This is a genomic window from Bacillus sp. FSL R5-0439 (assembly GCF_038008805.1).
Taxonomy (GTDB): domain Bacteria; phylum Bacillota; class Bacilli; order Bacillales; family Bacillaceae; genus Bacillus; species Bacillus safensis.
Genome location: NZ_JBBOZW010000001.1, coordinates 1,231,456 through 1,244,227, shown reverse-complemented (window position 1 = coordinate 1,244,227; position 12,772 = coordinate 1,231,456). Strand labels below are relative to the sequence as shown.

General features: G+C 43.8%; 13 protein-coding genes. 1 reads left to right on the top strand and 12 read right to left on the bottom strand.

Annotated elements, in window-relative coordinates:
• Nucleotides 1-329 precede the first annotated feature (329 nt).
• The gene (locus NST59_RS06230) at nt 330-1,655 is read left to right on the top strand and encodes an APC family permease (protein ID WP_039177966.1); all 1,326 of its coding nucleotides are present in this window, start codon (nt 330-332) and stop codon (nt 1,653-1,655) included.
• Between the two features lie 13 nt (nt 1,656-1,668).
• Here the strand turns inward: NST59_RS06230 and NST59_RS06225 are convergent, their stop codons facing one another.
• The 12 genes from NST59_RS06225 to NST59_RS06170 all read right to left on the bottom strand — a co-directional run bounded on the left by NST59_RS06225 (nt 1,669) and on the right by NST59_RS06170 (nt 12,723).
• Nucleotides 1,669-1,998 (bottom strand): hypothetical protein, encoded by a 330-nt coding sequence (locus NST59_RS06225; protein ID WP_024426788.1) that lies wholly within the window; start codon nt 1,996-1,998, stop codon nt 1,669-1,671.
• A 63-nt stretch (nt 1,999-2,061) separates the two neighbouring features.
• Nucleotides 2,062-3,018 carry a sugar-binding transcriptional regulator gene (locus NST59_RS06220; RefSeq protein WP_024424944.1) on the bottom strand — a complete coding sequence of 319 codons (957 nt, stop codon included), beginning with the start codon at nt 3,016-3,018 and terminating at the stop codon, nt 2,062-2,064.
• Nucleotides 3,019-3,111: 93 nt separating this feature from the next.
• Nucleotides 3,112-3,897 (bottom strand): SDR family NAD(P)-dependent oxidoreductase, encoded by a 786-nt coding sequence (locus NST59_RS06215; protein ID WP_099663188.1) that lies wholly within the window; start codon nt 3,895-3,897, stop codon nt 3,112-3,114.
• Nucleotides 3,875-4,570, bottom strand: coding sequence for an SDR family NAD(P)-dependent oxidoreductase (locus NST59_RS06210; RefSeq protein ID WP_106025254.1), 696 nt, complete (start codon nt 4,568-4,570; stop codon nt 3,875-3,877). The genes NST59_RS06215 and NST59_RS06210 overlap by 23 nt, the downstream gene beginning before the upstream one ends.
• A gap of 31 nt (nt 4,571-4,601) precedes the next feature.
• Entirely contained in the window at nt 4,602-5,984 is a 1,383-nt protein-coding gene (lpdA, locus tag NST59_RS06205; protein WP_247544259.1) for a dihydrolipoyl dehydrogenase, read from the bottom strand.
• 12 nt (nt 5,985-5,996) lie between these two features.
• On the bottom strand, nt 5,997-7,322 hold the full coding sequence (locus NST59_RS06200; RefSeq protein WP_064498342.1) for a dihydrolipoamide acetyltransferase family protein: 1,326 nt from the start codon (nt 7,320-7,322) through the stop codon (nt 5,997-5,999).
• A gap of 17 nt (nt 7,323-7,339) precedes the next feature.
• Nucleotides 7,340-8,320 carry an alpha-ketoacid dehydrogenase subunit beta gene (locus tag NST59_RS06195; RefSeq protein WP_034281944.1) on the bottom strand — a complete coding sequence of 327 codons (981 nt, stop codon included), beginning with the start codon at nt 8,318-8,320 and terminating at the stop codon, nt 7,340-7,342.
• Nucleotides 8,321-8,351: 31 nt separating this feature from the next.
• A complete protein-coding gene (pdhA, locus tag NST59_RS06190) occupies nt 8,352-9,335 on the bottom strand; it encodes a pyruvate dehydrogenase (acetyl-transferring) E1 component subunit alpha (RefSeq protein ID WP_039177954.1) in 984 nt (327 codons plus the stop codon).
• A 180-nt stretch (nt 9,336-9,515) separates the two neighbouring features.
• Nucleotides 9,516-10,547, bottom strand: a complete 1,032-nt coding sequence (locus tag NST59_RS06185) for an alcohol dehydrogenase catalytic domain-containing protein (RefSeq protein ID WP_144495129.1) — start codon at nt 10,545-10,547, stop codon at nt 9,516-9,518.
• Nucleotides 10,544-10,990 (bottom strand): hypothetical protein, encoded by a 447-nt coding sequence (locus NST59_RS06180; protein WP_041085086.1) that lies wholly within the window; start codon nt 10,988-10,990, stop codon nt 10,544-10,546. The genes NST59_RS06185 and NST59_RS06180 overlap by 4 nt, the downstream gene beginning before the upstream one ends.
• 61 nt (nt 10,991-11,051) lie before the next feature.
• Entirely contained in the window at nt 11,052-11,330 is a 279-nt protein-coding gene (locus tag NST59_RS06175) for a PTS sugar transporter subunit IIB (RefSeq protein ID WP_047203576.1), read from the bottom strand.
• Between the two features lie 19 nt (nt 11,331-11,349).
• Nucleotides 11,350-12,723, bottom strand: coding sequence for a PTS galactitol transporter subunit IIC (locus NST59_RS06170; RefSeq protein ID WP_047203577.1), 1,374 nt, complete (start codon nt 12,721-12,723; stop codon nt 11,350-11,352).
• Between the last annotated feature and the right edge of the window lie 49 nt (nt 12,724-12,772).

The window sequence follows — 12,772 nt, the reverse complement described above, 5'->3', positions numbered from 1 at the left end:
TATTTTCACTCCTATTTTTAATTATCTCGAATTCGAGATAATATCCTTATGAATAAAATAGTTCATTTTTCAAGAAAAGTCAACCATTTAACTGTACGTTTACTGGATGTTCGGTTTCTGGACATTAAATTAACATTAAATCGAAAATAATCTTTTATTGTTCGTTTTTAACACAACATTCACCCTAATATCTCCAATAAACGAACACTTTCAATCACAAATACGAAAATCAGAAAATTTTTTTAATTCTTGTTTTCCTAAAATCGTATTACAATGAACAAAATACATGTCACAGTAACGTACGAAAGTGATGCAGGAGGTCGTGTGTAATGAACAAAGAACAACCAGCGTTAAAACAAGACATCGGCTTATTTTTCGCCCTATCTCTTGTCATCGGGACCATTATCGGGTCAGGCGTCTTTATGAAGCCAGGCAACGTCCTTTCCTATTCAGGGAGCTCAGACATCGCATTATTCGCTTGGCTGTTAGGTGGAATCTTAACCCTTGCAGGCGGACTGACTGTCGCTGAAATTGGTACACAAATCCCGAGAACCGGCGGTTTATACGCCTATCTTGAAGAAGTGTATGGTGAATTTTGGGGCTACTTATGCGGCTGGGTACAGATTATTATTTACGGACCCGCCATCATTGGTGCACTTGGTCTTTATTTTGGTTCATTATTAGCCAATTTATTTTCGCTTTCGACTTTATGGTCTACAACGATCGGCATTATCACCGTTTTATTTTTATGTATCATCAACATCATGGGAACAAAATACGGCGGATTTGTTCAGGGGCTGACCACTATTGGAAAGCTTGTCCCGATTGCCGCTATTATTGTGTTTGGCATATGGAAGGGTAACGAAAACATCTTCATGGCTGTCAACGATAGTATCGCTCAAATGAACTTCGGTGCAGCGATTTTGGCTACGTTATTTGCTTATGATGGCTGGATTTTACTTGCTGCGCTTGGTGGAGAAATGAAAAATCCTGAGAAACTGCTTCCTCGCGCGATGGCAGGCGGAATTTTAATTGTGACGGCTTGTTATCTCTTTATTAATGTCGCACTTTTGCACGTGCTGCCAGCTGATCAAATCGTCCAGCTAGGTGAAAATGCGACAAGCACTGCTGCTACCATGCTCTTTGGACCAATTGGCGGGAAAATCATTAGTATTGGGATCATCATCAGTATCTTTGGCTGTTTGAACGGAAAGGTTCTTTCATTCCCACGTGTGATTTTTGCGATGGCAGAACGAAAGCAGATTCCTTTCGCCAACGCGATTTCCCGTATTCACCCAACATTTAAAACACCTTGGATCGCTGTATTTGTGCAAATTTTGATCGCCATTGTGTTTATGATCGTCAGTAATCCCGAGAAGCTGTCTGAAGTATCGATTTTCATGATTTACATCTTTTATGTCATGGCCTTTTTCGCCGTCTTTAAGCTGAGAAAACAAAACAGCGGAATGAAGCGTGCGTACAGTGTACCACTTTACCCGCTGACACCAATCATTGCGATTATCGGTTCATTATTCGTCTTAATCAGCACCATGATCACCGATTGGAAAAGCTGTCTGATCTCCATGCTGATCGGCATGGCTGGACTGCCTATTTATTATTATATGAAAAAAACACAAAATAAAGCAGAGCACTAATCAGTGCTCTGCTTCATTTTTTATATTGTTTGATCACTTTATATGATTCGTTTAAATATCTCATGAGCCGGTATGGCTTACTAAGCACGCGGATTGGGAGCCTTGAGATAAATCCATTCAGGTTCGACTTATATTCCTGCGTGATCCGCTTTGGCTTTGTCGCTATTTTTTCATATACTTCTTTGTAAAATTCCTTCATGATGTCGACTTGCACACTGATCTTTTGATGACACTCTGTACACTCAACGCTTTTCATCTGATCATTCACATAAACGATGCTGTGGAGGGTCTCTTCTTGGCACCGAGTACAATGTAGGTTTGCTTCCATTTCGGTTTTCTTCAAGATACACAGCTCCTTTCTCGTTTGATGTTGCTCTTGTTATACCATTCGAACGCTGCAAGCCTTTTATTGCACGGATGCTTCCTTTAAAATGGCTGCCGCCGTTAGTTCGTCTGTCACCAGTACTTGGATGAAGCCGCCATTTAAAGCCCCTAAAATACTTTCAGCTTTATGGGTTCCTTCTACAACAGCGATGACCGTTTTGACGCTCTTTAATTGTTCCAGCGATAAGCCTATGACCTTTTGATTCAGTTCATCTTGGACAGGTTTTCCTTCTCCATCAAAGAAACGAAAACCAATATCACCGACAGCGCCTGATTGCCTTAAACCAGATAAATCCTCTTCTTTTAAATAACCGACTGTTTTTAAAGTCGACCCTTTATGCGGGTTGCCAATACCGATGAGGGCAATATCCACATTTCTGCCTTCTTCAAGCACAGCTTCTATGTCCTGCATCGCCATGAGCCGTTCTTTTAATTCTTCTGTTTCTAAAATCGCAGGGGCATATAAATAGGAACACGTGCCGTTCATTTTCTTTGCCAGCTCATATGCCAGCTGATTGGCATGAATATCGACTGCCTGCCTGCCCATTCCGCCCTCTAAAGGAATGACCTTCACATCGTTTCTTCGTTCAAACGGATATTCTTTGACAAGCTCAGCAAGCGTGGTCCCCCATGAAATCCCGATTTTCTCCGCATTTTTCATGTTTTTAGACAAATAATAGGCACCTGCTTGACCGACTGCCCGCTTCACCATCTCAGACATTGTCCCAACACTTGGGACAACGACCGCATCTGTTAATTGAAAGGTTGTTTCCAGCTGCTTTTCAAGTTCCACCGTATGAATGCTTTCGTCTTTAATGTACACTTCAACGATTCCCACATCTTTTGCTTTTTGTAAGAGCTTTGAAATGACTGGCCTTGAGACATTGAGCTTTTTTGCAATTTCTTGCTGCGTCCACCCGTCTGTATAATAAAGATGAGCAACTTTGACGAGCTGTCGTCTTTCTTCCCAATTCAGCATGTGACATCATCCTTTTAATATACTATGATTACCAGTATATCAAACATTCGTTTCCAATTGGAACAATTGTTATGAAAATGAAAAAAAGAGCGATTAACTCTCCGCTCTTTTTCCCTCAGTATATTTCGGCTGATATGTTCTCCCACCGTCTAACAGGATAATTTGTCCGTGCAAATAACTCCCCTCATCACGTGTGAGAAATAAAGTGAGTCCTGCGATATCCTCAGGTTTTCCTAACCTTCCGATGGGAATGAGTGATTGCAGCTGCCTCTTCTCCTCAACAGTCGGATAGAGTGTATCAAGCATTTGAGATTCAATCACGCGGGGAGCAATCACATTGATGCGTATATGATGGGAGCCTAGGTCCTTTACGAGCGATCGCATCAATCCAAAAGCACCTGCTTTTGATGCATAATATTGAATACCGCCGCCTGAGCCGGTGATGGCCGATCCCGATCCAATAATGACAACACTGCCTTCCTGCCGCTCACACATATAGGGTGCCAACGCTTTGATGCAATAGTAAAGACCATATAAGTTCACAGCCAGTGTCTTTTTCCAAAGTGAAAAATCGACTTCTAAAAAAGGTAGTGATTTTGTCATTCCTGCTGAATACACAAGATGAGCAATACCGCCCAGCTCCCTTTCAGCTGCTGATATCATTTGCTGAACACTTTCCCACGATGAAACGTCAGCTTGAAATATCAGCAGCTGAGGATACTGTGTCTTTAAGAGCGAAAGTCCCTTTTCATCTATATCTGACACAGCAACTGGCTGTCCTTCTTTTAAAAAACGCTCAGCTATTTCTTTTCCGATCCCTTGTGCTCCGCCAACGATGAGAACTGGTTTTTGATCATTAGCCAGCGCTCTCACCCCCATCAAGCATAATCGCCACGCCATCTGTAAATGCACCATAGGATGTACTGAGGAACACCGTCATATGTGCCACAGTCTCCTTGATTTGCTCTGTATCAGGAACCAAATCGAGAGGCGGAGGCAGCAGCGCAAGCACCCGAATGCCTTTGTCTTTAAATTCTCTTGCTAACCCTTTTGTCATGGCATTCAGCATAGAATTCGATGTAGCATGCGAGATCCCGCCATCACCTGTGATACTGCCTGATGACGATATATTAATGATGCAGCCTTGCTTCTGATCAACCATATGCCATACGGCAGCCTGACTGGAAAGAAAGACGGTATTCACAGCCGATTCCACTTCATCTACCCACCCATCAGGGCTCACGTCATCAAGCTCTGCGCCTGCTCCTTGCTCTGCTTGATTGACCAGAATATCCAGTTTACCGCATGTATCAATCACTTGCCTCAGCATCCGTGTCGCATCACGTGGCGTTTCCAGCGGATTCTGAATAATACTCGCATGACCGCCCATTTTTTGAATGTCTTCACGAATGGTTTTAGCCTTTGATTCATCATGAAACGTGTGTAAAAAAACATGTGCACCTGCCCGGGCTAAAGCCAGGCAGATGGCTTCTCCAAATCCATCTGTGCTACCTGTCACAAGTGCCGCTTTCTGATGAAGCTGGACGTGCACACGTATCTCCTCCCTATCCCTTGTTTGGCCATTATTTTCTCAGCTTACTCACGATATCAAGTGCTGCTTCATAAAAACCTTCTGAGATGGTCGGATGCGGATGAATCATTTTCGCCATCTCTTCTGCTGTTCCTTCTAAATACATAAAGGAGGAAGCTTCTGAAATCATCTCTGTGACGTGCGGGCCAACCATCGTCGCACCAATCACTTCACCATAGACTGTATCGTATACCAATTTAATAAAGCCTGTTTGCTCGCCTGCCGCTAGTGCTTTACCGCTTGCCGCTAAATCAAATCGTTCCGCCCGCACATTAAGTCCTTTAGCTTTTGCCTCTTTCTCAGTCAGACCGACACTTGCTACCTCTGGTAATGTATAAATACATCTAGGCATGATATCAGCATTCATTTTTTCAGACACACCGCAAATATTACTGACCGCAACAGCAGCCTCTGCCATCGCTGCATGAGCCAGTTGATAGCCGCCAGCAACATCCCCAACTGCATAGACACCTTCAACGCTTGTCTGCATCTTGTCGTTCACCTTGATAAAAGGACCATCCAGCTGAAGATCAAGCTGGCTGACAGCAGAAACAGTAGGTCTTCTTCCTACACAAACAAGCAGTCTTTCAGCCGTAAAGATATGCGTCTCCCCTTTATCGTCTGATGCATGAACCGCTTTGACTCCTTCGCTTTCCGTTACCTCTGTCACAGTGGTTTTCTTCGCGATATGGATGCCTTTTTTCTTTAATTCTCTTTCTAGCAGCTTAGATGCTTCCTCGTCTTCTTGCGGAATAATGGACGGAGCTGCTTCAATAATCGTGACTTTTGATTGAAGGCTCTGGAAGATACAAGCCAGCTCAAGTCCAATGACACCGCCGCCAATGATGACGACAGAAGCAGGAATATCTGGGATGTCAAAGATCGTATCACTTGTGTCAAATTGAATGTCTTTAAGGCCCGGTATTGGCGGAATAGCGGGTGAAGATCCAGTGGCAATCATGAGCTCTTTCGTTTCAATCAATTCTGAACCATCTTGTTTTTCAATCTCAATCTGGTGTCTTGTCACAGCTGTACCTCTGCCGTTATATACATCAATCTTTCCTTGCTTTAATAAAAAGGCAATTCCGCCTCTGAGCTTTTCAATGACGTCATCTTTGCGCTTTCTCATTTTATCGAAGGAAAGGACCAAATCACCTGTTTCAATTCCCCAGCTTTTCGCCTTCTCAATTGATTCAATGACTTCTGCATGTTTGAGCAGTGTCTTTGAAGGAATGCAGCCCCGATTTAAACAAGTACCGCCAAGAAAATCCTCTTCAATCAATGCGACCTTCCGTCCACGCTCAGCTGCTTGAAGGGCGGCAGTATACCCGCCAGGCCCTCCGCCAATGACTGTCAGATCATACGTTTTCGTCATCCGATTCATCTCCTACATTAGCAATTCAAATGGTTGTTCAAGCACTTTTTTAAGGTCTGTTAAAAAGGCAGCCGCTGGTGCGCCATCTACCACTCGGTGATCAAACGATAAACTAACGCCCATCATCGGCCGCACCTGAATTTCTCCATCTACCACAACAGGTTTTTCTTGAATGCGCCCAACGCCTAAGATCGCCACTTCTGGCTGATTGATAATCGGGGTAAAGGTATCAATGGCATACATACCTAAGTTACTAATGGTAAAAGTGGACCCTTTCAGCTGGTCTGGCAGCAGTTTTTGGTCACGTGCGTTTCGGCCGATTTCTTTCGCCTCTTTTGTCAGCTGTTTTAATCCTTTTTGGTTCGCATGAGAAATGACTGGAACCATTAAGCCATCTTTTACAGCGACAGCGAGACCAATGTGCACATCATCATGGAAATGGAGCTCATTTTGTTCAAACGTCATATTGATATGCGGGTGTCTCGTGAGTACATTGCTAACCGCATGAATGATAATTTCTGTGAACGACAGTCTGTAGCCTGTCTCTTTTTCAATCGCTGGCAATAGCTGTTTGCGTACTTCTTTTGCTTTTGTCATATCGATTTCACTTGTTAATGTCACGTGCGGTGCTGTAAAGGCACTTTGTGACATGCGATCAGCGATCACTTTTCTCATGCCAGCTAGTTTTTGTGTTTTGACTGGAGAAGACTCAGCTGTTTGTGCAGCTGCTGCCGTTACATCACTCTTCATAATTTTTCCGTGCGCACCAGATCCAGCAACATTCGCTAAATCGATTCCTTCACGAGCAGCCACTTTCTCTGCTAGAGGTGACACGCGTTGATCTTTCTCATTAGAGTGGACAGCCGCCTCGACGTCCCGCTTTTGAACTCTGCCTTTAGGTCCTGTGCCAGATACCTCATGAATCGCCACATGATGATCCTTTGCCGTTTTTCTCGCCGCAGGAGTGGCACGCACTTTTTCATTAGGTGTTTTTGGGGCTTCAGTAGAACTGGATGAAGCCGTGTCTGATGAAGCCGATTCGCTGCTCCCGGATGAATCTTCATCTGATTGTGCTGGCGGTTCGCTTGGCACCTGTTCATTTGCCTCTCCGATATATCCAATGACAGCATTGACTGGAATTTGATCATCGGCTTCATAATATTTCTTTAGAAAAATACCATCATCATAGGCTTCCACTTCGATATTGATCTTGTCTGTCATAATTTCAAAAAGAGGCTCACCGATTTCAACCGAATCTCCTTCTTCTTTAAACCATTGAAGCAAGGTGCCGACTTCCATCGTACTGCTTAGCTTCGGCATAAATATCTCTTTTGGCATGATCTTCTCCCCTTTACTTAAGAGCGCACAAGCTCTTTTGCTGCTTCAATAATATCTGGCACTTGTGGAATGACCGCTTTTTCCAGCGTCGGGTTGTATGGTATTGGAACCGCAAGACCGCCAAGTCGTTTAATTGGAGCATCTAAGTAGTCAAAGGCTTCACTTTCCGCTATCATACTTGCAATCTCTCCGCCATAGCCGCCTCGTTTTACCGCTTCATGAACCACGATACATTTACCTGTTTTCTTCACAGATTCGATAATCGTTTCTTCATCTAATGGGACAAGTGTTCTTGGGTCAATGATTTCAACATCGATTCCCTCTGCTTCTAGTTCCTTCGCCGCTTCTAACGCTTTGTGAACCATAATCGCTGTTGCTACAATCGTGACGTCTTTCCCGCTTCTTTTCACATCTGCTTTTCCTAGAGGAATTGAATATTGCTCTTCAGGCACTTCACCGATTGTTTTATATAAAAGCTTGTGCTCGTAGAAAATGACAGGGTTGTCATCATCCATCGCTGCTTTTAAAAGACCTTTTGCATCATAGGCTGTTGAAGGCTGAACCACTTTGAGTCCTGGAATATGTGCCATCCACGCTTCTAAGCTTTGTGAGTGCTGCGCCGCTGCACCCGTTCCCGATCCTGCTGGCGTTCTTACAACAAGCGGCACCTTCCCTTTTCCGCCAAACATGTATCGTGTTTTGGCTGCTTGGTTCACAAGCTGATCCATTGCGATTGTAATAAAGTCAGAGAATTGAAGTTCTAAAATCGGACGCATACCGGTTAAAGCCGCTCCGACTGCCCCACCTGCGATGGCAGCCTCTGAGATAGGTGTATTGCGAACGCGCTCTGGACCAAATTCTTCAATCATGCCGCGCGTGACCCCAAAAGCACCTCCATATACGCCAATATCTTCACCTAAAATGAAGACATCTTGGTTTTCTCTCATTTCCTGACTCATAGCCTCTCGAACAGCTTCTAAATATGAAATCTCTCTCACTGTTGTTTTTGTCACGTGATTCCCCTCCTAATTAGGCGTATACATCCTCTAATAGTGTGTCAATTGACGGTTCTTTACTGTTTTTGGCGAATTCTACAGACGCTTCAATTTCCTGCTTCGCTTCTTCCTGTAAGCTTGCTGCCTGCTCTTCTGTCAAAACATTCAGTTCAATCAAGAGAGACTTAAAGCGTTTGATGCCGTCTTTTTGTCTCCACTCTGTCTCTTCTTCACGTGTACGGTATTTTTTCGCATCACTCTTAGAGTGACCCTTCCAGCGGTACGTTTTCATTTCAATAAGTGATGGGCCTTCTCCCGCTCTCGCACGGCTGACTGCTTCATCAACTGTGTTCATAATTTCAACCATGTCATTTCCATCAACTGTTTTCCCTGGCATTCCGTAGCTTTCTGCTCTTGTTGAAATATCTTCAATGTTGATCATTTCTTTCACAGGACCAGACATACCGTACTGGTTGTTTTCACAAATAAACACAACCGGTAAATCCCAAATGGATGCGAGGTTTAAAGCTTCATGGAAGCTGCCTTCATTTGTGGCACCATCTCCGAAGAAACAAAGAACAACAAAGCCTTCCTGCTTCATTTTAGATGTGAGCGCTGCACCTGTTGCCAGCGGGATACCGCCGCCAACAATTCCATTTGCCCCAAGATTTCCTTTTTCTAAGTCCGCGATATGCATGGAGCCGCCTTTTCCTTTACAATAACCGGTTTCACGTCCAAACAATTCAGCCATCATTTTATTGACCTCGGCCCCTTTTGCAATACAGTGACCATGTCCTCGGTGTGTGCTGACGATCTTATCTTTATCTTTTAATACGGCAATCGATCCAACAGCTGATGCTTCCTGTCCAACACATAAATGAGTGGTGCCATGGATAAGTCCTTTTGCAAAGAATTGATCGACCTTTTCATCAAAATATCTCACTAACCACATTTGTTTATATAAATCTGCTAATTTCTCATGACTAATCTGTTCAGGCAAAGTGATTTGTTTTTGCATTTCTTCTCTCCCCTTTACATTTGTTCTTGTATGTTACATTTGTAATTATCATACGTTTAAGTGTCAACGAAGTCAAGCAATTCTCTCTCATTTTTAAGCGTTTTCATCTTTTGTCAGAAAAAAAGAGAAAGGCAAAGCCCTTTTCCAAAGAACTTCTCTTTCTCTTTTAATCTCCTACACTCATTCATCTGGATACATCATGATTTTGACGCTCTCACCCTCAGGATTCCTTGCACATTCTATCGCCTGAAGCAGCTGGCTTAACGGATAACGGTGCGTCACCATCTTTTCAGTGTTGACCACTTTTGCTTTCAGAAGCTCAAGGGCTTCACGATAATGATATGGATGCGATGAATAGGCTCCTACTACCTTCACTTCATCATTGAAAAATCGTTCAGCAGGAATGGCCACATCTCCCTTTGGAAAATGAGCAAACACCAAAATCGTCCCGCCTCGCGCTACAGCTTGAAACGCCTCTTTTAAAAGCGCACTGCTTCCAACAGAAATAATAACGAGGTCTGCTCCCTTTCCATTTGTTTCTTTCATCACCCGGTTTTCCACTGGTTCAGCTGCTGGATGAAAAGCGGCATCTGCACCTAAACTTCTCGCACGCAGCAGCCTGTTCTCATTCACATCTGTTATCATCACTTTTCCAGCTAAATAATATTTGGCAAGCTGCAATTGAATACAGCCAATTTGCCCCGCTCCAAGGATCAAGACGGAATCTCCTGGATGAACAGGTGCTCGTTCAAACCCGTGCAGGCAACAGGCAACGGGTTCTACCATCGCCCCTTGCTCATACGATACGTCTTTAGGAAGCTTGCCCATCGTGTGCTTGACATGCAAAGCAGGTATACGGATATATTCTGAAAACCCTCCTGGCTCTACATTTGTGGCTGTAAACTGCGGACACATCGTATAGAATCCCTTTTGACAAAAGTCACAGGTGAAACAAGGCACATGATGCGCCACATAGACCCTGTCTCCCGTCTGGACATTTGTCACGCGTGTGCCGGTCTCGACAACATCACCAGCGATTTCATGTCCCAGCACGGTCCCAGGAGGTACTGTCTCATGCGTTGCTTTATAAATATCCGTTCCGCATAAGCCGCAGGCTCGCAGCTTTAACAGAACTTCATCATCACCGATGACTGGCCGGTTCCGCTCCTCATACCGAATGTCCTCTGAAGAATAAAAGACAGCTGATTTCATGTAGCGGCATCCTCCTTTTCATCACCCTTCGCAAAATCCTGTAACGTTTGCACAAGCTGTTTGTACTCACTCATCTCACTTGATATCCAGTAACGCCCTCCGAATATCCGGGCTGGTCCCACCCTGACATAGACTTTCCCGATATGAGGATATGGCTTTAAAAAAAGCTTTCCTTTAATATCAGACACAGCATATGTGTGCCATCTGCCAAAAGCCCCTATCTTCAGTTGATCTTCACTAATGACGACATTTGTCGGCTGGTTCAGTCCTGTGATACTAGACAGCATGAGAATCGGCAGTGTATAAACGCCTAACACTGCTAACGGCTCAGGTCCTGCTGACCATAACGTATAAAGAGACCAGAGAAAAAACAGACAGATGAGCACAGCCGGAAGAAAAATAGACAACACTGCAGACGTTCGGCTATAAGCATGATGCTGCATGAGACTTCCTCCTTTCAAATCACTAGAAGGAGCCGCGAAAGCTCCTTCAGAAAATAGCTCTCTACTTGATATGCTCTATGATTTTCTCGATATCATCTTCAATACCAAATCCAGTTAAAAAGGATAATGTTTGAATCACAGGCGTTCCTTTTGTATCACTAACAGGTGTTGTCGTCACAATTAAATCAGCACCCTCTGCTTTTTGCGGGACTTCAGATGCCTTACATTGTTCCACCACGACATCATATCCTTTTTCCTTTAATGTCTCTTCTACCTTTTTAGCCACAACCGTTGATGTTGCAACTGCCGTTCCGCATGATACTAATATTTTCTTCGCCATTAGAATCCCTCCAGCTCATTTATTGTTCTTTCTGATCTAAGCCCATTTCTTTTGCATACTGCTTTTTAATATCATTTCGCACCCAGTACCATAGAAGCGCATAAGCCAGAGCACAGATAATCGCTGCAATAAAGTAAGGGTTGCTCGGATCAAGAAGTCTCACCATGATCCAAGGAATGACGTGAGAACCAAGGTCAATACCTGAAATCATGTTTGCCCCTTCTGGGAAATCAAAGCCGACGGCTTTCCCCATGGTTGTTGCAAGCGGTGCAAGGTTCGTTGCGATAAAGAAGACAATCATTAATGTAAAAACACTGTTAATAAGGCCGCGAATAATATTTCCACGAGCGGCTGCTACTGCCCAGACAACTGTAAATGGCAGAACCGATAAGTCAGCAAACGGAAGCATGCCATTGTAAGGCAGAACAACAGCGAGCAAAATCGTAATCGGCACCATTAAAAGGGCTACCGCCATATTCGCTGGATGACCAATGACAATTGCTGTATCTAAACCAATATAGACATTTTTCCCTGGGAAACGCTTTTGAATATAAGAACGAGCGCCCTCAGAGATTGGAATCAGTCCTTCCATTAATAACGCAACCATTCTTGGCATTAAGACAAGAACTGCTGCCATTTGAATCCCGAGTGTCATCACGCCTTTTGCATCATAGCCGCCGAGAAGACCAATAATGATACCAAGTATGAGACCCATCACAAGCGGTTCGCCAAAGATGCCAAAGCGTTTCTTTAATGTTTCTGGATCAGCATGAATTTTGTTTAAACCAGGAATTTTATCAATGACGCGGTTGGACGCATACATCAGCGGTGCGAAGTTGACCGTTTCAGCATGAGCCATCGATACGCCTTTTAATCCAAAATGGTGTTCGATTGTCGGCGCTGTCCAATCGGCTAATTTAAGCGTGATCGCAGAAACAATCAAGCCAACAGCAAGAGCCAAGAACATATTATGATAAGCGTAGTAAGTAACAGAGGCTGCGAAAATTAAATGCCAGAAGTTCCAAATATCCACATTCAGTGTTTTCGTGAAGTTTACGGACAATAAAATCACATTTAACAAAAGCACAAGAGGAATCATGAGCGGGGCAACAGGTGTACCAAAGGATATGGCAGCGCCAATCGGCCATCCAACATCCAAAATATCGAGCTTTAGCCCAAGGGAATTAACCATAGCTTTCGCTGCTGGCCCAAGACCGCTCACGAGCAAATTAATGACAAGATTGACACCGACAAATCCAATTCCGATCGTAATACCGGCTCGGAAAGATTTCTTAAAGCCCTGTCTTAAAATCATACCGAAAAGCGTCATAATAATCGGGAGCATAATAGTTGGTCCAAGGTCTAATATAAAATCGACGGCTTGCTTGATCATACATCCACCTCCTGAATTTTTCAGATAAAGCGCTTACATTATTTCATGA

Bases quoted from the DNA above. Each gene is read 5' to 3' on its own strand.
- NST59_RS06215 (WP_099663188.1), bottom strand. From the start codon at position 3,897: ATGGGGGTGAGAGCGCTGGCTAATGATCAAAAACCAGTTCTCATCGTT.
- NST59_RS06220 (WP_024424944.1), bottom strand. From the start codon at position 3,018: ATGCTGAATTGGGAAGAAAGACGACAGCTCGTCAAAGTTGCTCATCTT.
- pdhA (WP_039177954.1), bottom strand. From the start codon at position 9,335: ATGCAAAAACAAATCACTTTGCCTGAACAGATTAGTCATGAGAAATTA.
- NST59_RS06230 (WP_039177966.1), top strand. From the start codon at position 330: ATGAACAAAGAACAACCAGCGTTAAAACAAGACATCGGCTTATTTTTC.
- NST59_RS06185 (WP_144495129.1), bottom strand. From the start codon at position 10,547: ATGAAATCAGCTGTCTTTTATTCTTCAGAGGACATTCGGTATGAGGAG.
- NST59_RS06200 (WP_064498342.1), bottom strand. From the start codon at position 7,322: ATGCCAAAAGAGATATTTATGCCGAAGCTAAGCAGTACGATGGAAGTC.
- NST59_RS06170 (WP_047203577.1), bottom strand. From the start codon at position 12,723: ATGATCAAGCAAGCCGTCGATTTTATATTAGACCTTGGACCAACTATT.
- NST59_RS06180 (WP_041085086.1), bottom strand. From the start codon at position 10,990: ATGCAGCATCATGCTTATAGCCGAACGTCTGCAGTGTTGTCTATTTTT.
- NST59_RS06175 (WP_047203576.1), bottom strand. From the start codon at position 11,330: ATGGCGAAGAAAATATTAGTATCATGCGGAACGGCAGTTGCAACATCA.
- lpdA (WP_247544259.1), bottom strand. From the start codon at position 5,984: ATGACGAAAACGTATGATCTGACAGTCATTGGCGGAGGGCCTGGCGGG.